The sequence below is a fragment of the Oceanobacillus kimchii X50 genome, assembly GCF_000340475.1.
In the GTDB taxonomy this organism is placed as follows: Bacteria; Bacillota; Bacilli; order Bacillales; family Amphibacillaceae; genus Oceanobacillus; species Oceanobacillus kimchii.
This window is the reverse complement of record NZ_CM001792.1, coordinates 2,750,798-2,772,944: the sequence shown is the minus strand read 5'-3', so window position 1 is coordinate 2,772,944 and position 22,147 is coordinate 2,750,798. Positions and strand designations below refer to the sequence as shown.

22 protein-coding genes are annotated in these 22,147 nt (G+C 36.1%); 16 read left to right on the top strand and 6 right to left on the bottom strand.

What is annotated here, in order from left to right; genetic code table 11:
- Positions 1–206 precede the first annotated feature (206 nt).
- From C794_RS14475 to pdxR, 3 genes are read right to left on the bottom strand one after another with little or no spacing between them, the layout of a single operon-like run.
- Positions 207–1,628, bottom strand: coding sequence for an alanine/glycine:cation symporter family protein (locus tag C794_RS14475; RefSeq protein ID WP_039819658.1), 1,422 nt, complete (start codon positions 1,626–1,628; stop codon positions 207–209).
- Positions 1,629–1,662: 34 nt separating this feature from the next.
- Entirely contained in the window at positions 1,663–2,292 is a 630-nt protein-coding gene (locus tag C794_RS14470; RefSeq protein ID WP_017797867.1) for a Bax inhibitor-1/YccA family protein, read from the bottom strand.
- Between the two features lie 48 nt (positions 2,293–2,340).
- On the bottom strand, positions 2,341–3,741 hold the full coding sequence (gene pdxR / locus C794_RS14465) for a MocR-like pyridoxine biosynthesis transcription factor PdxR (RefSeq protein ID WP_017797866.1): 1,401 nt from the start codon (positions 3,739–3,741) through the stop codon (positions 2,341–2,343).
- Positions 3,742–3,866: 125 nt separating this feature from the next.
- On the opposite strand from pdxR, the gene pdxS reads away from it, so the two are divergent.
- From pdxS to C794_RS20500, 3 genes are read left to right on the top strand one after another with little or no spacing between them, the layout of a single operon-like run.
- Entirely contained in the window at positions 3,867–4,754 is an 888-nt protein-coding gene (pdxS, locus tag C794_RS14460; RefSeq protein ID WP_017797865.1) for a pyridoxal 5'-phosphate synthase lyase subunit PdxS, read from the top strand.
- A 23-nt stretch (positions 4,755–4,777) separates the two neighbouring features.
- On the top strand, positions 4,778–5,380 hold the full coding sequence (gene pdxT, locus C794_RS14455; protein WP_017797864.1) for a pyridoxal 5'-phosphate synthase glutaminase subunit PdxT: 603 nt from the start codon (positions 4,778–4,780) through the stop codon (positions 5,378–5,380).
- Between the two features lie 54 nt (positions 5,381–5,434).
- A complete protein-coding gene (locus C794_RS20500) occupies positions 5,435–5,611 on the top strand; it encodes a CsbD family protein (RefSeq protein ID WP_017797863.1) in 177 nt (58 codons plus the stop codon).
- A 56-nt stretch (positions 5,612–5,667) separates the two neighbouring features.
- Here the strand turns inward: C794_RS20500 and C794_RS14445 are convergent, their stop codons facing one another.
- From C794_RS14445 to coaW, 3 genes are all read right to left on the bottom strand, one after another.
- The gene (locus tag C794_RS14445) at positions 5,668–5,928 is read right to left on the bottom strand and encodes a DUF3006 domain-containing protein (protein ID WP_017797862.1); all 261 of its coding nucleotides are present in this window, start codon (positions 5,926–5,928) and stop codon (positions 5,668–5,670) included.
- A 15-nt stretch (positions 5,929–5,943) separates the two neighbouring features.
- Positions 5,944–7,020: an MBL fold metallo-hydrolase gene (locus C794_RS14440; RefSeq protein WP_017797861.1), complete on the bottom strand. Its 1,077-nt coding sequence runs from the start codon at positions 7,018–7,020 to the stop codon at positions 5,944–5,946.
- 90 nt (positions 7,021–7,110) lie between these two features.
- The gene (gene coaW / locus C794_RS14435) at positions 7,111–7,899 is read right to left on the bottom strand and encodes a type II pantothenate kinase (protein ID WP_017797860.1); all 789 of its coding nucleotides are present in this window, start codon (positions 7,897–7,899) and stop codon (positions 7,111–7,113) included.
- A gap of 311 nt (positions 7,900–8,210) precedes the next feature.
- Between coaW and C794_RS14430 the strand changes: the two genes are divergently transcribed.
- From C794_RS14430 to C794_RS14370, 13 genes are all read left to right on the top strand, one after another.
- Positions 8,211–8,834 (top strand): 5-bromo-4-chloroindolyl phosphate hydrolysis family protein, encoded by a 624-nt coding sequence (locus C794_RS14430; protein WP_017797859.1) that lies wholly within the window; start codon positions 8,211–8,213, stop codon positions 8,832–8,834.
- 17 nt (positions 8,835–8,851) lie between these two features.
- Positions 8,852–10,006, top strand: coding sequence for a toxic anion resistance protein (locus C794_RS14425; protein ID WP_017797858.1), 1,155 nt, complete (start codon positions 8,852–8,854; stop codon positions 10,004–10,006).
- 380 nt (positions 10,007–10,386) lie between these two features.
- Positions 10,387–11,610: an NRAMP family divalent metal transporter gene (locus C794_RS14420; protein WP_017797857.1), complete on the top strand. Its 1,224-nt coding sequence runs from the start codon at positions 10,387–10,389 to the stop codon at positions 11,608–11,610.
- A 26-nt stretch (positions 11,611–11,636) separates the two neighbouring features.
- Complete coding sequence (gene pxpB / locus C794_RS14415; RefSeq protein WP_017797856.1) at positions 11,637–12,350, top strand: 5-oxoprolinase subunit PxpB; 714 nt, start codon at positions 11,637–11,639, stop codon at positions 12,348–12,350.
- 19 nt (positions 12,351–12,369) lie between these two features.
- Positions 12,370–13,143 carry a LamB/YcsF family protein gene (locus tag C794_RS14410; RefSeq protein WP_017797855.1) on the top strand — a complete coding sequence of 258 codons (774 nt, stop codon included), beginning with the start codon at positions 12,370–12,372 and terminating at the stop codon, positions 13,141–13,143.
- Positions 13,136–14,086: a 5-oxoprolinase subunit C family protein gene (locus tag C794_RS14405; protein ID WP_017797854.1), complete on the top strand. Its 951-nt coding sequence runs from the start codon at positions 13,136–13,138 to the stop codon at positions 14,084–14,086. The genes C794_RS14410 and C794_RS14405 overlap by 8 nt, the downstream gene beginning before the upstream one ends.
- Positions 14,087–14,159: 73 nt before the next feature.
- Positions 14,160–14,330, top strand: a complete 171-nt coding sequence (locus C794_RS20730; RefSeq protein ID WP_017797853.1) for a hypothetical protein — start codon at positions 14,160–14,162, stop codon at positions 14,328–14,330.
- Positions 14,331–14,630: 300 nt separating this feature from the next.
- Complete coding sequence (locus C794_RS14395) at positions 14,631–16,049, top strand: hypothetical protein (RefSeq protein ID WP_017797852.1); 1,419 nt, start codon at positions 14,631–14,633, stop codon at positions 16,047–16,049.
- 239 nt (positions 16,050–16,288) lie between these two features.
- Complete coding sequence (locus tag C794_RS14390; RefSeq protein ID WP_017797851.1) at positions 16,289–16,900, top strand: TetR/AcrR family transcriptional regulator; 612 nt, start codon at positions 16,289–16,291, stop codon at positions 16,898–16,900.
- Positions 16,897–17,664: a 3-hydroxyacyl-CoA dehydrogenase gene (locus tag C794_RS14385; protein WP_017797850.1), complete on the top strand. Its 768-nt coding sequence runs from the start codon at positions 16,897–16,899 to the stop codon at positions 17,662–17,664. Before C794_RS14390 ends, C794_RS14385 begins: the two co-directional genes overlap by 4 nt.
- A 329-nt stretch (positions 17,665–17,993) precedes the next feature.
- Positions 17,994–19,148 (top strand): thiolase family protein, encoded by a 1,155-nt coding sequence (locus C794_RS14380; protein ID WP_017797849.1) that lies wholly within the window; start codon positions 17,994–17,996, stop codon positions 19,146–19,148.
- A 17-nt stretch (positions 19,149–19,165) separates the two neighbouring features.
- Positions 19,166–20,287, top strand: a complete 1,122-nt coding sequence (locus tag C794_RS14375) for a CaiB/BaiF CoA transferase family protein (protein WP_017797848.1) — start codon at positions 19,166–19,168, stop codon at positions 20,285–20,287.
- Between the two features lie 58 nt (positions 20,288–20,345).
- Positions 20,346–21,962 (top strand): long-chain fatty acid--CoA ligase, encoded by a 1,617-nt coding sequence (locus C794_RS14370; protein WP_017797847.1) that lies wholly within the window; start codon positions 20,346–20,348, stop codon positions 21,960–21,962.
- Positions 21,963–22,147: the final 185 nt, after the last annotated feature.

Here is a 22,147-nt window from a genome sequence, read left to right as displayed (position 1 = left end):
ATGTAGGTATTGTCACCTATGTAGCATTCTATATAGGTGTGTAAAAGATAAATTTGACAGAAAATGTTCACGTGAATTAATGTTCTGGTTATAGAAAATACTTGGCTATTGATTGTAATGAAGGACGGCGACTCATGCAGGAAAGCACGAGTTTCAAATGATACATATAAAAAAGCACCGCATGAAGCGATGCTTTCCGTTACATATTATTGGTTCTTGTGGAATTCTCGATCCCAACATTCAATACCAGTTTGGTCATCTAAAGTATCTTTATAAAACACTGGATCTTTCCCTTGTTTACGCTGTTTTACATAGTCTTTAAGTAGAATATTTGCTTTTTTAAATAGGACGGTAATTGCATACAAGTTAATTAATGCTAACAATGCCATCGTTACATCTGCCAACGACCATACCATATCAAATGAAGCCAGCGTTCCAAAGACAACCATTGCTAGAACAGCAATACGATAAATAAATAACCCAATTTTCGTATTACGAATATATGCAATATTATTTTCTCCATAGTAATAATTACCGAGGATAGAACTAAATGCAAATAAGAAAATTGCTACGGCAATAAATATTCCTGCCCATTCTCCAAGAGTCTGGGTAAATGCAGTTTGTGTAATTTGTATGCCATCATCATCACTACCTGCAAAACCTCCGGCAGTTAAGATAACAAATCCTGTTGCTGTACACACTAGAATAGTATCGAAAAATACACCTAATGCTTGAACTAACCCTTGTTTAACTGGATGGCTAACTTCAGCAGTTGCAGCAGCATTAGGAGCAGCCCCCATACCTGCTTCATTAGAAAATAGTCCACGTTTAATTCCCATCATAATTGCTGCACCAAATCCACCGCCAGCTACTTGTTCAATACCGAATGCATTGGAAAAAATAAGTGCAAACATGTCTGGAATAGCAGGAATATTCATTACTAGTATAATCAAAGCAAGGACGATATACAGTATAGCCATAAAAGGTACAATAACTTGTGATACATTAGCTATACTCTTTAATCCACCAAATATAATCACGGCAACGAGTGTAGTTAATATAACAGCTATCCAAAGTGGATCAATTTGAAATTGTCCTTCGAATGCTAAACTAATTGTATTGGATTGTACCGAATTAAATACGAGTCCATATGTAAATGTAATCGTAATTGCAAATACAATACCGAGCCAACGTTTCTTCATGCCCTTTTCAATATAATAGGCTGGACCACCACGATATTGATTAGAGTCCTTTTCTTTATAAAGCTGTGCAAGAGTACTTTCCACAAAACCAGATGCTGCACCTAAAAGAGCAATAATCCACATCCAAAATAATGCTCCTGGTCCACCTAAAGCAACTGCGGTTGCAACACCAGCCATATTTCCTGTTCCAACGCGAGATGCTGCACTTATCGCAAATGCTTGAAAGGAACTAGTTCCTTTTTTCCCTGAAGCATCAAAGGAACGCTTATCTCCAATAACTCGAAACATTTCAGGGAACAAACGAAACTGAACAAAATTTGTTCTGATAGTATAGTAAAGCCCCAAACCTATTAACACAAAGATTAAAACGTATTCCCATAAAAAATTATTTACATGATCTATAATTGTTTGAAGTACTTCCAACATTAATCTTCCTTTCTATTAGTGGTGACAAGCGACGTTAACCTCTTCTTTTGAAAACATAAGCTACAATTCGTAATAAGTCGAGGAAAAGGTTAACAAAATCAAGGTATAAGCTCAATACTGCACTTGGAACATCTTTTGCGGTTAATGCTCGATGTTTGATTTGGTTAAAGTCATAAACGATATATACCGAAAATAGCCCAGCAGAAACACAAGCCACGATTACTAATACTGTATCAGATTGTGGAACAAACCAATTAAATATGCTAAAAGCAATCAGTACAAGTAAAATTATAAATAATGTAGAACCCATAAAAGACAAATCTTTCTCTAATACCCAGCCAACTATTCCTAAAATGGTAAAAATCATTAAAGTTAACAAAAACACAAATAAAACAACGATAGCACCTATCTCACTTAGATAATAGTAAATTGCTGGAAACATGGTTATTCCGGTTATTATCACAAATGAAAATAAGAATATATAACCAATTCGGCCCCAACGTCGTAAAAGTACAGCAGCTATTAACATGATAATTTCAATAATCAGTAGTGACAGCATCCATTGTTGAGGTATGAATTGTCCCATGTAAATACCTATACACGCTACAGCTAACGTTAACGTGAATACAATGAGTATGCGTTGTATAATTTCTTGTTTATTCATCATGTCACACCTTTTTAAAAAAATACAGATGCTAATTATACCATATTTCTACTTTGACAGGCAGATGTCTAAAAATGATTCAATCGCATGTTGTAAATGTTTATATGGTATCCCTGCAAATCCGATAATGAATTGTGGATATTCCGTTGACCAATCCGTAGCAGTGTAAGCTGTAATCGGATAGACCTTTAGATTAGCTTTATTTGCATTGTCTAGTATTTCCTGTGCCGATTTCCCATTTTTTACCTCACAAACAATATGTAATCCAGATTGTTCACCAACAAGCTGAATAATAGGATGGTAAGGCCTTATAAGTTCGAGAACTAATTCCAACTTTCTTCGATATATTTTTCGCATTCGATTGAGATGTTTTTCAAAATCTCCATTCTTCATAAATTGTGCAAGTACTTGTTGATCGATTCTGGAGACAGTGGAATGATAGAACGAAAGCTTGTCGTTGAAGAAACGCAATAGCTGTTTTGGCAAAATCATATAGCTTACTCTCAGTGAAGGGATTAAGGATTTCGAAAAGGAACCTAAATAAATGACACGATCATTCGCATCCATACTTTTCAGCGGCGGGATTGTTTTTCCTGTATAACGAAATTCACTATCATAGTCATCTTCGATAATATAACGTTGCTGTTTGTTTCCTGCCCACTGAAGTAATTGATTTCTGCGATTAATAGATAGCACAGATCCATATGGAAAATGATGAGAAGGGGTTACATATATTAATGATGGATCTGCTTTTTCCAATTCCTCCATCATAATCCCCTGATCATCCATTTCTAATGGAAAAGCTTGATGACCAAAATGTTTTACAATATGTAAAATCAGCTGGTAACCAGGGTCTTCGATACCAAATAACGTTTCTTTTGAGAACAAAGAAATTAGTTGCTGTAATAATATTTCGACACCAGCACCAATGATAATGGAATCACGGTCACAACGGATACCTCTTGCGTGATAAAGATAGTTTGCAATTTCTTCTCTTAATTCAACATCTCCTTGTGCATCTCCTAGTAATAATAGTTGATGATATTGTTTATCAATCATTTGTTTTGCATACTTCTTCCACTGATCGAATGGAAAAGCTTCTGTATCAATGCGACTTGGGTAAAAATCATATTTGATTTCATTTTCAGAAGTATTTTCTGTGGAAGTAGTGTGTTTCTCTTGATAAATATATTCTAAATCTCCCTGGGCCAATACAAAATATCCTTTTCGTGGTATCGATTCAATAAATCCTTCAGCTATAAGTTGATCAAATGCAGATTCAATTGTATTCTGACTGACCTCAAGAAATTCTGATAATTTACGTTTGGACGGTAACTTTTCTCCGTATGAAAGATGAGAATTGATTATTTCCTGTTTTATATACATATATATTTGTTCGTATAATGGAGTACCTAGGGATCTATCCAAATGTATACTGAGCATTTCCATGTTAAATAACTCCTCTCTACTAACTGACCTTATCAAATTATGAAAAATTGGTGCTTTTAAACATATCAATCTATTTTTATAATAATAAAAAACCACTAGAAAATCTATTATGAGGAGTGAGATTTATGGAAAGAAAACTTGGTACAGATCGAGTTAAAAGAGGGATGGCTCAAATGCAAAAAGGCGGAGTTATCATGGATGTCGTTAATAGTGAGCAGGCCAAGATTGCTGAGCAGGCAGGTGCGGTAGCTGTTATGGCTTTAGAACGCGTGCCATCAGATATTCGCGCTGCTGGAGGAGTGGCAAGGATGGCAAATCCAAGCTTAGTAGAAGAAATTATTCAGTCTGTCTCGATCCCTGTCATGGCGAAAGCACGAATAGGTCATATAGTAGAAGCAAGAGTATTAGAATCACTGGGAGTTGATTATATTGACGAAAGTGAAGTGCTAACTCCAGCAGATGAAGTATTCCATTTAAATAAGTCTGATTATACGGTGCCGTTTGTTTGTGGTTGCAGAGACTTGGGGGAAGCAGCTAGGAGAATTGGTGAAGGCGCAGCAATGCTACGTACAAAAGGAGAACCTGGTACTGGGAATATTGTTGAAGCGGTTCGTCATATGCGAGAAGTTCAAGCACAAGTCAAAAAAGTCGTTCATATGAGCAAAGATGAATTGATGACAGAGGCGAAAAATCTAGGAGCACCATATGAGATACTTCTACAAATTAAAGAAAATGGAAGATTACCAGTTGTTAATTTTGCAGCAGGAGGAATAGCTACACCAGCAGATGCTGCGTTGATGATGGAATTAGGGGCAGACGGTGTATTTGTTGGCTCTGGTATTTTTAAATCGCATCACCCTGAAAAGTTCGCCCATGCGATTGTCCAAGCAACTACTTATTATGATGATTATGAACGTATTGCAGAAGTATCGAAAGATCTAGGGGAAGCAATGACTGGTATCGATGTGCATTCTTTAGCTGCTGATCAGCGTATGCAAGAACGTGGCTGGTAATAACTTTAAAGGTGGTGTATAGAATGTTCAGTCCTTATCGTATAGGAGTATTAGGCTTACAAGGAGCGATTAGTGAACATGTAAGCCGATTAAAAGAATTAAAACAACAACCTGTAGTTGTCAAGAAACCAACGGATTTACATCAATTAGATGGCTTAATTATTCCTGGTGGAGAGAGTACAGCTATTTGGAAACTGATTGAAGAAAATCATTTATATGAACCTATACAGAACTTTGCAACTGACGGAAAAGCTATTTTTGGAACTTGTGCAGGATTAGTATTATTAAGTAAAGAAACGATTGGAAGGGATTATACTCCTACTTTGCAACTCATGGATATAACTGTTGAACGAAATGGATTTGGTAGACAAAAAGATAGTTTTGAATCTAATATCCAAGTCCAAAATATGAAAGAAAGCTATCATGCTGTATTTATCCGTGCACCGTATATCGATTCTGTTGGCGAAGGTGTAGAAGTAATAGCTGCATATGATGATAAAATCGTAGCTGCACGTCAAAAAAACTATCTTGTTTGTGCATTTCATCCCGAATTGACGGACGATGATCGTTTTTTGGAGATGTTTATAAATATGATTTCTTCAAGCAGAAACGTCAATCATGTTTAATCAATAACAATAAGGGAAAACAAATACTAACAAACATGATAGGAGGTTTTCGTCATGAGTGATGGTATGAAAGATAAAGCGAAAGCAATTGGAAATAAAGTTAAAGGTGAAGCAAAGGATCAATGGGGAAGTGCAACAGATGATTCCCAACGAAAAGCAGAAGGTAAACGTGATAAAGCGAAAGGTGAAGCTCAAGACACGATTGCTGATGTAAAGAATAAGAATAAGTAATTAAAGTGATCAAGCTAGGGGGACGATAAATGATTGGCCCTCTAGCTTTATTCGTGTTATTTCTTTCGTTTTAGTTTACTAGGATTTTCCTTGTTAAGTAGTGCTTTACGAAGTGCAGTTACCTTATCTTGCTGTTGTTTTTCTTGTGGCATATCAGAGGTTATATATATGTGTCCATTTCTCTCCTCTATCTGCACTACTGAGTTTATTGAGCAATTTGTTGGTAGATCAGATTTTTGGATATGATATTCTTTGTTCTGTCCTTCAACGAGAATAACAGCGAGGTTTTTTTCAAAACGATCAATGATTCCTTTCAAATGTAAACCTCCTTATTATAAACTACAAATGATTCCTTGTTCTTCAATATCTGCAATTCGACTTGGACCAATTCCTTCTATGACATCAAGTTCTTGAAGTGATTCAAACGGACGCTCGTCTACCATTTGTTCTGCTCGGGAAGATCCAATATGAACTATTTCTTGAAGATCTTCTATTGTGCTCTCATTAATATTTACACATTCAGATTTAGAATTATCATGAGAACGTTCCATTTGTACGGAGTATTCTTGTCCGTCTGTTTCAACAATAATCGTACCATTGACATCAGTGCCATACCATTCAATATCCTTATTATTTAATAGTCGAATTACTTCTTCACTCGGATGCCCATATGAATTATTTTGACCCGCACTATAAATGGCTAACTCTGGATTGACTTCTCTTACAAAATCAGCATCTGAGGAAGTATCAGAACCATGATGACCAAGATGTAAGACCGTGCTATCTAGTGACTCGGTTGATTCTATCATTTCAAGTTCTTCTTGTTTACCGGCGTCTCCAGTAAGTACAAAGGAAACCTCATCGTAATCCAATCGAATTGATACGGATTCTTCGTTAGATTTACCTGAAATGGTTTCTGGATATAATATCTCTATATCAAGTGGTCCTATTGTGTACTCTTCACCAGTACGGGGTTCTTGATAGGTAATATCTTGATCTAATATAGCTTCCATTGCATCTAAATAAGTTTGGGAAGTACTTTCATTTCCAGACATCCATACTTCATCGACTTGAATATTTTCAATTACATCTGTTAATTGTCCGATATGATCCGCATCTGGGTGACTGATAATGACAAGATCAAGATGAGATATATTTTGTTCCTGTAGATAAGGAACTACTTCAACTCCTTGCCAATCTCCGGTATCAAACAGAACAGCATAATTTTCATCTTCACTAATAAAGGAAAATAGAGTTGCATCAGCTTGTTTAACATCAATAAAGTGTACTTTTAAGTTTCCATTTTCTATAGGTAAATTAGAAGAGTTATTGGCTTCAGATGTATGAGTATCTCCACAGCCAATCAGAAATAATAAGATTGATAAGACTAGAACTATTTTTTTTCTCAATGTTTGTTATCTCCCATTTTGTTTGTTTAGACTAATAGATTACCAAAAGATGGGAGGGGGGACTATCCAACAAAGGTATGATAAATAACATTAGGTAGATAGCATGGCCCCAATTGCTCCAGCATGACCTCCGTTATTTATAAAGGTGGCGGTATAGTTCATTTTTTCTTGGAAATGAAGCAATACTTCTTTTAATGGTTGGTTATTTGTTAGTGTTCCGCCAATAAAAACAATCTGGCTCGTATTTACTGATTGTGCAGCTGCATTGGATATCAAAAGTATTGTTTCTCCTATTAATTGTATTAGAGCAGCTATATGATCTTCTTTTGAACCTGAATGATTAAATCCGACTTTTCCAAAATTAGCAGCGGTAAGTGTTTCATCGATAGGAGAAATCGAATCGTTATAAATATCTCTGACCAGCAAGTCACTTTTTGTACGGTCACCTTGTTTTGCCATCTGGATAAGTTGATTATAATCAGATTCATTTGTTAATAGTTTGCCGAGTCCGGTTAATAGACCTCCTCCAATTCCTGTTCCAGAAATACGATTTTCATTATAAAAAATCGAAGTACCTGTACCAATATTCACAAGTAAATAGTTGTTTTGTGGTAGTTTGCGTTCTTGGTGAAGTAGATAGGATGTTCCTTCAACGATGGCATTAAATTCTGGAATCGTATAGACACGATATCCTTCTAAATTTAATTGATTTGTTCTTCCGCCGGTTATATGGAATGAAGCATATGGAGATAAAGTCTTTAACCACTGAATCACTTCATCCATTTTATAAGATGAGTATGTCTTCAGATGCATTTTTCCTTTTTCTTCAAATGCTACTTTTACTAGCGAACCTCCAGCATCGATCCCGATTCGTTTCACCTACATACCCCTTTCTATCTCGCTCAAGTTATTGCTAATAGTTTACCACGGTGAATAAGTGTCCGTAAAACCGGAGTTATCGAACGCTCACACCCAGGTAAGTAAGTTTCACTAAACATCAGAGAAAAGCTATTGTTGGAACGATCTTTTATTAATGGAAAGTGATGACTTTAAAATTAGAAAACAAGGAATTCCATCTTCCTTATATGGAAATAATAGAAAAAAGAGAAGGTGAAACTTTTAAAGCTTTCATTCGTAATAGTATAATATAAGTATGATGTAAGACGGCTATATGATCTAGGAGTGATGGGATGAGAGCAGTATTTCAATTTTTTATACAAAGTATGATTGGTTTTAGTAGTATGACAGCTATTTGGTTGGTTAGCTTTTTTATATATAGTCAAACCGTTTTATTAACTAGTTTATTTGCAGCGATTGGCGGAGTTGTAATGTATGTCTCTTCAAAACAACTTCTGGAGTATCGTTTTGTAAAACGACATGGTTTGAAAAAGAAAGAGTATAAATATATTGATACAAATCTAAAAGAAGCAAAGCAGAAAATATCTCGAATGCAAAAAGCATTGTTTCGAGTTCGTTCATTACAGCATGCACGTGAAAATTTATCCATTGCTCGAACAGCACAGAAAATTTATAGTAACGCTAGAAAAGAGCCAGCACGTTTTTACCAAGCAGAGTCATTCTTTTACAATCATCTTGACTCCCTTGTAGAATTAGCTGAAAAGTATGCTTATCTATATAATCAGCCTTCCAAATCTATAGAAATGCAACAGTCTCTAAAACAAACGAGGCATACGTTAACCGAATTGGGAGGGACGATTCAAAAGGATTTACATGTAATGCTTAATGAAGATCTGGACACTTTGGATTACGAATTAGATGTGGCAAAGCAATCTTTAAATAGGACGAAAAAATAGTTTAGGAGGTTTCACTTATGACAGCTCAAACAAATGGACAAGATGCGATGGATGAATTATTAAATAATCCATTTGGAGAATCAAAGGCATCTAATAATGAAATAGATAAATCTCCAAATCAAAACAAAAGACTGGTAGATCAGTTGCCGGAGGAGAACAGAAAAAAAGCAGAACACTTAGCTGCTCAAATAGATACAAACAATCATCAAGCGCTCGTTCAGTTTGGAACCGAAGCTCAATCAAAGCTGATTCAGTTTTCACATGAAATGTTAGAGCATGTTCAAGAAAAAGATATAAGTCAAGTAGGGTCTATTTTAGAAAATTTAATGAAAAGGCTAGAGCAAGTAGATCCAAGTGAATTACAGCAAGAAAAGAAGGGGATTATCGCCAAGGTCTTAGGGAAATTTTCTAAGTCAGTAAATGAAGTAATATCTCGTTATCAAAAAACAAGTGCACAGATAGATCGAATAAGTGTACGTTTAGAACGTAACAAAGATATTTTAACATCAGATAATGAGATGTTAGATAAACTATTTCAAAAAAATAGGGATTATTATGATGCACTAAATATCTATATTGCAGCTGGAGAATTAAAGCAAGAAGAAATCGAACAAGAACTTCTTCCTTCGTTGCGTAGCAAAGCTGATCAAAGTCAAAATCAAATGGATGTACAAGAAGTAAATGATATGAGGCAATTTGCAGATCGCCTGCAAAAACGAACCCATGATTTACGACTAAGTAGGCAAATAACGATGCAAAGTGCACCTCAGATTCGCTTGATTCAAAATACAAATCAAGCATTAGTAGAAAAAATTCAATCATCCGTACTCACTGCAATTCCTTTATGGAAAAATCAGGTTGCTATAGCGCTGACATTATTACGTCAACGTCATGCTATGGAAGCACAAAAGCAAGTGTCGAAAACAACGAATGATTTATTATTAAAAAATGCTGAACTATTAAATGAAAATGCAGTAGAAACTACGAAAGAAAACGAACGAGGAATTATCGACTTAGATACATTAAAACAAACACAAGAAAAATTAATGTCAACGATTGAGGAAACGTTGCAAATTCAATCTGAAGGACGTAAGAAAAGAACAGAAGCAGAAAAAGAATTAATGGGAATGGAAGAAGAACTCAAACAGAAAATGTTAGAGTTTAAAGAATAAAATGTTTGAAGCATCGTTTTAGCGACGAATCGTTAACGATGCTTTTTTTATTTGGGAAGATACTAAAAAATTGCAATGAGATGAAGAGAAGTACTGAAAATAAAAAATAATCCGAAGAGTGTAGAATAACAAGTTTAGTTACAAAGTTAACTCAAACTGACAAGTATAAGCTGTGAATAGTAAGGAAAAAATATCAGAAATAATGCACAAAATAATCTTTTTTAAATTTAAATTTCGGGGTGTCATAAAAAACATCCTGTGATATAATGAGTTGAAATTTTCCAGCCACCTTCCATTTTTTAGAAATTATCAAATAAATTAGGTTAAATCGGAGAAACTAATTGCTGTAAATTAATTGTATTGGAAGGAGAGTGGACATCATGGAAAAAAATTCTCAATTGATGTCAAAGGAAGAAAAAAAGAATAGAAGAAATTCCTTGATTGGCGCAGCCTTTCTAATGGCAACTTCAGCTGTTGGACCAGGTTTTTTGACACAAACTGCCATTTTTACGGAAACATTGTTAGCTAGTTTCGGGTTTGTTATTTTAGCGTCAATCATTTTAGATATAGGGGCACAATTAAACGTATGGAGAATAATTGCAGTCTCTAAAAAGCGGGGACAAGAAATTGCCAATGAAGTATTACCAGGTTTAGGATTTGTCGTAGCCATCTTTGTCGTTATCGGTGGTTTAGCATTTAATATCGGTAATATTGGTGGAGCTGGTTTAGGAACCAATGCATTGTTAGGCATTGATCCTAGACTCGGAGCGATTATAACAGCAGGTATTGCAATTTTTGTATTTTTATCTAGAGAAGCCGGTGCAGCAATGGACCAAATTGTTAAATGGCTTGGTGGATTATTAATTTTGCTGATTGCTTACGTGATGATTGTCAGTCAACCACCAGTAGGTGAAGCAATTCATCGCTCATTTATACCGCTTGAGTTAGATGTCTATGCAATTATTACCGTTGTTGGTGGAACTGTCGGTGGTTATATTACATTCTCAGGTGGACATCGGTTACTCGATGCAGGGATATCTGGTAAAGAGAGTATACCTGAAGTAACACGAACATCGGTTATGGGGATCCTTGTAGCTTCCATAATTCGGATTCTGCTGTTTTTAGCAGTTCTTGGAGTAGTTTCTGCTGGTTTACGACTCGATCCAGTGAATCCTGCTGCATCTGTATTCCAACATGCCGCAGGTGAAATAGGATTACGATTATTTGGATTAGCACTATGGGTAGCAGGTATCACCTCTGTGATTGGTGCAGCCTACACGTCTGTTTCATTCTTACGAACGTTTCATAAAAAAATTGATGAACACTACCGTTATTGGATAATTGGTTTTATCGTTTTCTCAACCGTTGTATTTGTGTTCATAGGAGATGCTGCTTTATTATTAGTACTAGCAGGTGCAGTAAATGGCTTAATTTTACCATTAACATTAGGTTCCATTCTATTTGCAGCACATAAAAAATCAATCGTGGGAACATATAAACATCCAGTTTGGTTAACTGTCTTTGGTGCTATTGTAGTTATCCTAACTACTTATTTAGGAATCCAAACTTTAATCACACAAATCCCACAACTATTTAATATGTAAAATTCATAGAAAGTGGTTGGTTCAAGATGTTTGAGGTTCAACCCTATGGGGATAGAGGAGTAAGAGTTCAATTTGGGAAGTCTATTCATAAAGCAGTCAATAACGAGATACGAGATTTTTGCTCTGTTTTAGAAAAATCGCATATCAAAGGCGTACTTGAATGGATTCCTACCTATACAGCAGTAACGATTTGGTATGATCCGTTTGAATTTGTTTATGAGTCATTGGAGGAAAAAATTTTAAATGTAAGAGAAAAAATGAATAATGCAGATATTTCTCCAGTTCGCGTAGTTCATATTCCTGTTTATTATGGAGGGAAGAAAGGACCGGATTTAAATGAAGTGGCACAATACCATGGAATAACTACAGAAGAAGTAGTGTCACTTCATGCTAATTCCGATTATCTTATTTATATGATGGGATTTATACCTGGTTTTCCGTATTTGGGAGGAATGTCAGAGAAAATTGCTACTCCGCGTTTAGAAAAACCAAGGAGAAGTATTCCAGCAGGTAGTGTTGGAATAGCAGGAGAGCAAACAGGAATATATCCATTGGAGTCACCAGGTGGTTGGAGAATTATTGGTCAGACTCCAATTTCTTTATATAATCCGGAGGATGCACCTCCTATATTATTAAAAGCAGGAGATTATATTCGTTTTATACCAATTGACCGTAAAGAATTCGACGAAATTACAAAAAAGGTGGAGACAGGAAGTTTTCATCCTACGATAGAGACTTAAATCTTAAGGGGAAATGACGATGCAATATCAAGTAGACTTAAACAGTGACATCGGTGAAAGTTATGGTGCTTATACAATTGGACGAGATGAAGAAGTAATGGAATTCATTACTTCAGCCAACATCGCATGTGGGTATCATGCTGGGGATCATAATATTATTCACCGCACAGTTGAGATGGCGATTGACAATGACGTAGCAATTGGTGCACACCCAGGATTACAAGACTTGATCGGATTTGGCAGAAGACCAATGCAAATTTCACCAGAAGAAGTCTATCAACTAACGATCTATCAAATTGGAGCAGTACAAGCTTTTGCGCAGGTAAAAGGATATAAACTTCACCATGTCAAACCTCATGGAGCTCTATATAATATGGCAGTAAAAGATGCAGCAATTGCTAAAGCTATTGCACAAGCAGTATATGATTATAATTCGAATTTAATTTTATTCGGACTTGCTAATTCAGAATTGATTCGAATGGGAAAAGAGGTTGGACTTCATGTTGCAAATGAAGTTTTTGCTGATCGAACTTATCAGCCAGATGGAAGCCTAACTCCTCGTACGTCAACGAATGCGATGATCCACGAGACGGAGGAAGCCGTAAAACGAGTGATACGAATGATAAAAGAAAATAAAGTTGAAGCAGTTGATGGAACAGATGTTAGTATAATTGCTGATACAATATGTGTACACGGTGATGGTCCAAAATCATTGGAGTTCTCTAGACAGTTATCACGCGAACTAAAAAACCAAGGTATATCTATTAAAAAAGTAGGAAAGCATCATGGTTAAATGTTTCGAAGTGATAAAGCCTGGATTAGCTACTTCAGTACAAGACCTTGGGAGAACTGGATATCAGCAGTATGGAGTGGTTGTATCAGGAGCGATGGATGCTTTCGCGCTTCAAGTTGCCAATGTACTAGTTGGAAATGAAAGAACGGAAGCTGGCTTAGAAATCGTAATTATGGGACCAAAAATTAAAATTCTAGAAGATATTATTTTCGCAATTGGTGGAGCGGATTTATCTGCAAAGTTAGATAATCAACCGATTTATCCGTGGCGTTCTTACAAAGCTCGTAAAGGACAAGTTCTTACTTTTGGACAACCTGTAAAAGGGAGCTATGCTTATTTAGCTGTAGCAGGAGGAATTGACGTCCCAACAGTAATGGGAAGTAAATCTACTTTTGTAAAGGCTGGATTGGGTGGATTTCATGGTCGATATCTGCAAAAAGGAGATATTCTTAAGAATCATGATAGTTATGGGGTAAATGCTCGTTCTGGTAGACAATTAAAATATAATGATATTCCCGATTACGACAATGAACGACCGATTCGAGTAATTAAAGGGCCGGATCAGCAACTTTTCTCCTCAACTACGTACGATACTTTTTTTGCTTCTACATATAAAATGTCTTCACAATCAGATCGAATGGGATATCGTTTAGAAGGAGAGTCCATTTCACATATTTGTGAAAACAGTGCGGATATTATTTCAGATGCCATATTGCCAGGTACTATCCAAGTTCCAGCAAATGGGCAACCAATCATTTTATTAGCTGATCGGCAAACCACCGGAGGCTATGCCCGTATAGCCACAGTGATCTCTGTCGATTTACCACAGGTTATTCAAAGAATGAGTGGAGCTACATTTACCTTTGAATTAATTTCTTTGGCTCAAGCGCAGCGGCTCTATAAAAGTCAAGAAAGCTTTTTACGTTACTTAGCAATTTCTTAATTTTTAATATTGAGTGAAAAAATAAGATGAATTAATGAAAGCTAATCATTCACAGCTTAGGGATGATTAGCTTTTGCAATTCGTAGAGTTTCTGTTAATGGGGAAAACCAAAACAACTCTAGAAATCCAAAAAAGTAGTGAATCGGTCTATCAACCAAAACAACTCAAGAAATCCAAAAAAGTAGTGAATAGACACGGTCTATCAACCAAACTAACTCGAGATATCCAAAAAAGTGGTGAATAGACATGGTCTATCAACCAAAATAACTTGAGAAATCCAAAAAAGTAGTGAATAGACATGGTCTATCAACCAAAACAACTCAAGAAATCCAAAAAAGTGGTGAATAGACACGGTCTATCAACCAAACTAACTCAAGAAATCCAAAAAAGTAGTGAATAGACAATTCATCGCAGATTTACAATCCTATAATCAAATAAATTCCTCCTATGCTTTTTAAATACCCGGAAGCTCGATATCATGAAATTTGGTTTGACAAAGGGTGTATAGTTAAATATAGAAAGTAATTGTATAGGAGTTAATTATATGCGTAATCGATTTGTAACAGCAGGTTTAACAACAGGAATTATAGGTTTCACTCTCCTTCATTTCTTTACGTATTTCCAAGAGTTAGATAGCTTAGTGCTAATTATGGCGATTTGTGGATTTGCGATTGTTTTATTCGCTACATTTTATTATGGGCCTTCAAATTTAAAAATGCCGTTAGGGCTATTCGTAACAGGGATTGTAATTTTTCTTTTTACAGATATGAATCTCATAAATGGGCTTAGAGAAGGGCTTCAGCAAATGCGCAATATGATCGGTTTGTTGGTAGTAATTCCTATGGTCAGTTGGGTATTACGAGAAGAAGCATTTTTAGAATCAATTATCGGCTTCGGGCATCGGTTGTTAAATTCCAGCAGAAAGTTCTACCTTGGGATGGTCTCCTTTACTCAAATCATTGCTTACTTCTTATTATTTGGTGCGATTCCAATGATGTATCAATTTGTAAGTATGATTTTAAAGGATGAAAAAGGAGAAGCTTGGGAATATTTTAAAGGAACTGCATTACTTCGTGGGTTTGCTCTTTCGGTTATGTGGGTGTTGAGTATTCCATCGTTTGCCTATGTTGTTGAAATTATGGACGCTTCTTTAAGTTCAGCTATTATACAGGGGGTTGCAGTAGCTATATTCGGTACACTGTTAGCACTTGTATTTACTACGAAAGAACAGAAACGATACCAAGTAGACTTCACTGCAGGTTTGCAAAAAGAAATCGATGAAGTTCTGCATCATTCTAAAAATAAAAAAGAAATGAATCGAGTAGTACGTGAATTTGCTATTTTATTTATTACCTTATTTGGTTCGATTTTTATACTGAGCTTTTTTGTTGAAATAGAACTTTTAGTTCTAATTCCATTAACGATTGTAGTTTGGATTGTATGTTATTACGTAATCAAACGTAGAGTATATAAATTGACGCAGATCGCAACGAGTTATATTAAAGATGAAATGGCAAGCAAGTCTTATCAACTTTGTGTAATGCTAGGTGCGGGAATGTTAATTGCATCACTAGGCCATACTTCGTTTGCTGAAAATGTAGTGAATGGCATTTATTCTATCCAAAATGTACTACCATTTATTAATGTTTTATATTTATTGCCGATTATGGTAATCATTTTAGGATTCTTTGGACTTGGACCATTAACAGTGATGGTACTCGTTGCAGGGATTTTACAATCAATACATTTGCCATACCCACCTGAATTAATTGTATTGGCAGTAACCTTGGGAAGTTCAATTTCTATAATGCTGTCCCCAGTAATTATGCCGATCATTATATTAAGTGGTTCTAACGGACTTAGCGGTTTTAAAAATGGCCTGCGTTTTAATGGTTGGTTTGCCTTAGCCTTTTATATTGTTGTAATGTCATATATTCAAATCATGGTTGTCCTTACGACTTAATATAGGTAACGATTAAGCAGATAACAGCGTTTATTGAGAATAGGCGGATAGTTATCTGCTTTTTTTTACAGAAAGATATACTACTAAAATTTATCCTTTACAACAGTCAGTATACCTCGACTGAATAACAACTTCATGACTAAATTTTCAGAAATTATACTTGACATTCAAAATTATACTTACTAGAATGTAATTATGAAAGCGATTTCAAAAAAGTAGAAGAGAAAAGGAGGGATCTTTTGTCTCTACGTGAACAGAAAACGGAGAAGAAAAAGAAAGAAATCATACATTCAGCGATGCAAATTATTGCTGAAAAAGGTTACTATCGCACCACTATAGAAGACATTGCTGCAAAGCTTTTAATTACAAAGGGCACTGTATATTATTATTTTCAGGATAAACAAGATTTATTATTTCAAAGCCATCAACTACTTCTTAAAAATAGCATTGAAAACTTAAAAAACATCCACGATCAACCACTACATCCAAGAGAAAAATTAAAAAAAGCAATGATCGCACATATGGACCATTTGTTAGAAGATAAATATGGATTTGAACTCATGCATAAACCTGAGCAATTTTTTTCACATCAACAATTAGAAATTATTCTGCAACTCCATCGAAACTATACGGAATTATTGGATCAATTAATAGTAATTGGGATAGAAGAAGGCGTATTTCAAGCATTAGATCCGAAAATCACGCGTAATATTTATCTAGGAGCAATGAATTGGTTAACGCAATGGTATGACAATGAGGGTAAGAAACAGAAGCAAGATATGCTAGAACAAATGGCCGAATATCTATTAAATATTGTAGTAAAACAAGTCAGAAAAGGAGAATGTCTGTGATTATAAATCAAATGACTACAGTTGTTACAGGCGGTGCATCAGGTCTGGGAGAAGCGACCGTACGACGACTAAAAAATCAAAACGGAAAAGTAGCTATTTTTGATTTGAATAAAGAGAATGGAGAACGTTTAGCGACAGAATTGGGAGATGGTGTTCGTTATTACCAAGTCGATGTAACTGATGAAATTAGTGTTCAAAAAGCATTGGATAATGTAGTGGAACAAGGTAATGGCATTCATGCAGTTGTTAATTGTGCTGGTATTGCAATTGCAGAAAAAACGATTGGGAAAAAAAGTGTTCATTCATTACAACATTTTTCAAACGTCATAGAAATTAACCTAATCGGTACGTTTAATGTGATTCGACTAGCTGCTGATAAAATGGCACTAAATAAACCAAACGAAGAGGGAGAACGAGGAGTTATTATTAATACTGCTTCTGTAGCTGCGTTTGAAGGTCAAATTGGACAGGCAGCATACAGTGCTTCAAAAGGAGGAGTTGCAGGCATGACGCTTCCGATTGCTAGAGATTTATCTACCCATGGTATTCGGGTTATGACCATTGCTCCTGGTTTATTTTTAACACCGTTATTTGAAAAGTTACCAGAGAAAGCAAAAGAAGAATTAGGGAAAATGACACCTTTTCCATCACGTTTAGGAAAACCAATTGAGTATGCGAAGCTCGCACAAAGCATTATTGAAAATCCAATGTTAAATGGGGAAGTAATACGACTTGACGGAGCCATCCGAATGCAACCAAAGTAAGAAAAGTGATAGCGTCCGAAAAGCAACGTATAAACTGGAGCACTTCGCAATGAGATAAAGGAAATACGATGAGCTTAAGCGAATCGATATTGACTTTCACCACAAGGGTATAAGTGCGACTAAGCATCATAACATTCTGCAAGTCTTCTTTATCGTAGTGAAGGGTGTGAAGTTTACTAGTTGCTGGACGCTAAAGCTAGGCAAGAAAAGTGATAGCGTGCGAAAAGCTACGTATCCGTCTTTTGATCAGATCTTTTTGTTATGTCCCAGTAACTTCCTTTTTCCCTTATGATAAAGGAAATCAAAATCATTTAAAAGGAGGAGTTCGCTTGCGTGAAGCAGTAATAGTAGAAGCGGTTCGTACACCTGTTGGAAAGCGAAACGGTTCACTTAGTGAAATTAGAGCAGAGGATTTGGCAGCAATGCCTTTAAAAGAATTAATAACTCGCACTGGATTGGATTCAGGATTAATTGAAGATGTCATTATGGGTTGTGTCACTCAAAGTGGAGAACAAGCCTTTGATATTGGTAGGCAAGCAGCTTTAATCGCTGGATACCCGATAGAAGTTCCGGGTACTACGATTGATCGTCAATGTGGTTCGAGTCAACAAGCCATTCATTTTGCAGCACAAGCAATTGTAAGTGGGGACATGGATATAGTTGTCGCTGCTGGAATAGAAAGTATGTCGCGAGTTCCTATGGGATCGAATCAACAGGGAGTAAAGTTAAGTAAATCGTTGACATCGAATTACGAGATTATTAATCAAGGATTGTCTGCAGCGAGAATTGCAAGGAAATGGAATATTTCCAGAGAAGAGATGGATTTATTTGCGTTAGAAAGTCATCAAAAAGCAATTGAAGCAAGAAACAACGGTTATTTTTCCGATCAGATTATGTCAGTAGAAATTACAAGATCTGATGGAACAAAAGTGACTATTGATACTGATGAAGGCCCAAGAGAAAATACTTCGATGGAAAAATTAGCTGGGTTATCGTCGCCGTTTGAGAAGAATGGTAGTGTGACTGCCGGAAATGCGAGTCAAATTAGTGATGGTGCAGCTGGATTATTGATTATGTCGCGAGAGAAGGCAGAAGAACTGGGTTTTAAACCACGCTTTCGAATTATTGCGCGCTCTGTAATTGGATCAGATCCAACATTAATGCTAACTGGTCCCGTTCCAGCTACAAAAAAGGTGCTTGAAAAAGCAAAATTAAAGTTAGATGACATTGATGTATTTGAAGTGAATGAAGCATTTGCTTCTGTACCATTGATGTGGTTGAAAGAAACGGGAGCAGATCCAAAGAAATTGAATCAAGATGGAGGTGCAATTGCTTTAGGGCATCCACTTGGTGCTAGTGGATCCCGATTAATGACTACCATGTTACATACATTGGAAAGAACAGGTGGAAGATATGGTCTTCAAACTATGTGTGAAGGACATGGGATGGCAAATGCAACCATTATTGAAAGATTAGATGAATAGTAAAGAGGAGGAACAATATGCCGCTATCCAATATAAGAGTATTAGATTTAACGAGGCTACTTCCTGGTCCTTATTGTTCGATGATGCTAGCGGATTTTGGAGCGGAGGTAATTAAGATAGAACAACCAAATGGTGGAGATTATCTACGTGATTTTGATCCTAAATACGGAAATGAAGATAGTGTGTTTTTTCAGTCAATAAATAGAAACAAAAAGAGTGTTTGTCTAGATTTAAAAGATGAAGAGGATAAACAAAGCTTTTTAGAATTACTAACTAGTTCTGATATTTTAATAGAATCTTTTCGTCCAGGAGTAATGAAAAATCTTGGACTTGACTACGACACACTAAAAGAATATCAACCTAGTTTAATTTATTGTTCTCTAACTGGTTATGGCCAAACAGGACCGTATAAAGATAAAGCAGGACACGATATTAATTACTTAAGTACGGCAGGTATCCTTCAAATGATGAGTGATAACAGCAAAAAACCAGTATTACCATCTGTTCAAATTGCAGATATAGGAATGGGGGCTTATCCAGCATTAATCGGAATTTTAATGGCATATATTCATCGTCAGAATACTGGAGAAGGCCAGTATATTGATGTCTCCATGTTAGATGGGGCGGTTTCATGGCTGCATATGCTGTTACCTGCAACCTTTCACGGGCAGTCGGTGGACCGTGAGAAATCACTGCTTTACGGTGGTTACGCATGTTATCAAATATATGAGACGAAAGATCGCCGCTATTTGTCCATGGGAGGATTAGAAGATAAATTTTGGTCAACGTTTTGTAGAGTTATAGGTAAATATGAGTATATATCACAATTACATGCTTCACTTGAGATACAACGTGAAATGATTACATCTATCCAAAATATCATCAAGAAAAAAACATTAGATGAATGGATGATTTTATTTGATGGGGAAGAAGCATGTGTTACAGCATTACAAACCCTAGATGAACTAGTAGTAGATCCACATGTTTCTCACCGAGAGATGATTATTGATAAAGGAGGGATGAAACAAATCGGAATCCCAATTAAGATGTCAGAAACCCCAGGAGAAATCCGATCTAAGTCGCCCTCTCTTGGTGAGCATAATGAAGAACTATTAAACCCAGCAAGAACCATTAAATAAATCATTTTGATGCAGTTGTTTCCATCAATCTAAAAAAATAATGAAGGGGTAGATTGTTATGATGAACACACAATTAACTTTAGCATCGATGATTAAACATACGGAAAAATATTTTCCAAAGAAAGAAGTGATATCAAGAACGTTAGCTGGTGTACAGACGTTTACTTATGAAGAAACGATACAACGTATGAAACGCCTTGGCCATGCTTTAGAATCACTTGGTATTAAAAAAGGTGATAAAGTGGGTACATTTGCGTGGAATCACCATCGACATCTTGAAGCATATTTTGCTGTTCCGAGTATGGGAGCAATTTTACACACAATAAATATTAGATTAGCCCAAGAAGATCTCGTATATATTATTAATCATGCTGAAGATAAAGTGATTCTAGTTGATGAAGATTTATTGCCGTTGATTGAGAGAGTGAAGGATCAATTAGAACATGTGGAAGCTTATATTGTTATGACAGATCGAGAAAGCCTTCCAGAAACTAGTTTAAGTTCTGTCTATTCCTACGAAGCACTATTAGAAAGAGCAAATACGGAGTATGAATTTACTGCTGAACTGAACGAAGAAGACCCAGCAGGAATTTGTTACACCTCAGGAACAACCGGAAAACCTAAAGGTGTTGTGTATACACATCGTGGTATTTATTTACACAGTATGGCTTTAGGAATGACAGATACAGTCGGATTATCAGAAATGGATACAACTATGCCTGTGGTACCGATGTTTCATGTGAACGCCTGGGGAATGCCCTTTGCAGCTACTTGGTTAGGAGCAAAACAAGTATTACCAGGTCCAATGCCAACACCACAAGTGTTAGCCCAATTAATTGATGACTATGAAGTGACAACTACTGCAGGAGTTCCAACGATTTGGTTAGGGTTGTTAAAAGAATTAGAGTCAGGAAATTACTCGATGAAAAGTTTAAGAAACATTCTTTGTGGGGGATCTGCAGCTCCAAAGGGTATGATAAAAACATTTGAAACAAAGTACAATATACCATTTTTGCATGCGTACGGGATGACAGAGACGTCACCTTTAGTTACCGTATCTAGATTAAAAAGCTATCAACACAGTATGGACGGGGAAGAGCGGCTTGAATTACGTTCCAGACAAGGCATGGTCGTACCAGGGATTGAAATTAGAGCGATAAATGAAAATGGAGACATTGCCCGAGATGGAGAAGATATGGGTGAATTATTAATTAGAGGTCCATGGATTGCTGATCAATATTATAAAGATAATCGTAGTGGAGACGCATTTCATGATGGGTGGTTGCATACAGGAGATGTGGTCACGTTGGATGAAGAAGGTACCATCAAAATTGTAGATCGTACAAAAGATCTTATTAAAAGCGGAGGAGAATGGATTTCTTCTGTCGATTTAGAAAACGCTTTAATGGCACATGAAGATATATTCGAAGCAGCCGTAGTAGCAATACCAGATCCTAAATGGCAAGAGCGTCCAGTAGCATGTGTAGTATGCAAAGAAAAAACACAACTAACAAAAGAGGATATAATACAATTTTTAGAACCTCAATTTGCGAAATTTTGGTTGCCAGATGAAGTGATATTTATGAAGGAAATTCCGAAAACCTCAGTTGGTAAATTCCTGAAAAAGGCATTGAGAGACCAAGTGAAAGAGGCTTTATCTATAAAAGATGAGTAAAAAATAATGAGTCAATTTAATAATTAAATATTTTGTGTGAAATCCGAATGTTCACTGTTTTGATTTTCATTACAGACGGACGCTTTCCGCAGGCACGGCCTCAGCTAACTTGAAAAGAAGAACACTTTTCAAGTGGATCTTCGACTCGCGCTATTCCTGCAGGAGTCGCCGTCTTCCATTACAAT

Coding starts and splice junctions, on each gene's coding strand:
- C794_RS14420 (WP_017797857.1), top strand. CDS start 10,387: ATGGAAAAAAATTCTCAATTGATGTCAAAGGAAGAAAAAAAGAATAGA.
- C794_RS20500 (WP_017797863.1), top strand. CDS start 5,435: ATGAGTGATGGTATGAAAGATAAAGCGAAAGCAATTGGAAATAAAGTT.
- C794_RS14470 (WP_017797867.1), bottom strand. CDS start 2,292: ATGAATAAACAAGAAATTATACAACGCATACTCATTGTATTCACGTTA.
- pdxR (WP_017797866.1), bottom strand. CDS start 3,741: ATGGAAATGCTCAGTATACATTTGGATAGATCCCTAGGTACTCCATTA.
- C794_RS14410 (WP_017797855.1), top strand. CDS start 12,370: ATGCAATATCAAGTAGACTTAAACAGTGACATCGGTGAAAGTTATGGT.
- C794_RS14370 (WP_017797847.1), top strand. CDS start 20,346: ATGATGAACACACAATTAACTTTAGCATCGATGATTAAACATACGGAA.
- pxpB (WP_017797856.1), top strand. CDS start 11,637: ATGTTTGAGGTTCAACCCTATGGGGATAGAGGAGTAAGAGTTCAATTT.
- C794_RS14475 (WP_039819658.1), bottom strand. CDS start 1,628: ATGTTGGAAGTACTTCAAACAATTATAGATCATGTAAATAATTTTTTA.
- C794_RS14375 (WP_017797848.1), top strand. CDS start 19,166: ATGCCGCTATCCAATATAAGAGTATTAGATTTAACGAGGCTACTTCCT.
- C794_RS14425 (WP_017797858.1), top strand. CDS start 8,852: ATGACAGCTCAAACAAATGGACAAGATGCGATGGATGAATTATTAAAT.
- C794_RS14405 (WP_017797854.1), top strand. CDS start 13,136: ATGGTTAAATGTTTCGAAGTGATAAAGCCTGGATTAGCTACTTCAGTA.
- C794_RS14430 (WP_017797859.1), top strand. CDS start 8,211: ATGAGAGCAGTATTTCAATTTTTTATACAAAGTATGATTGGTTTTAGT.
- C794_RS14395 (WP_017797852.1), top strand. CDS start 14,631: ATGCGTAATCGATTTGTAACAGCAGGTTTAACAACAGGAATTATAGGT.
- pdxS (WP_017797865.1), top strand. CDS start 3,867: ATGGAAAGAAAACTTGGTACAGATCGAGTTAAAAGAGGGATGGCTCAA.
- pdxT (WP_017797864.1), top strand. CDS start 4,778: ATGTTCAGTCCTTATCGTATAGGAGTATTAGGCTTACAAGGAGCGATT.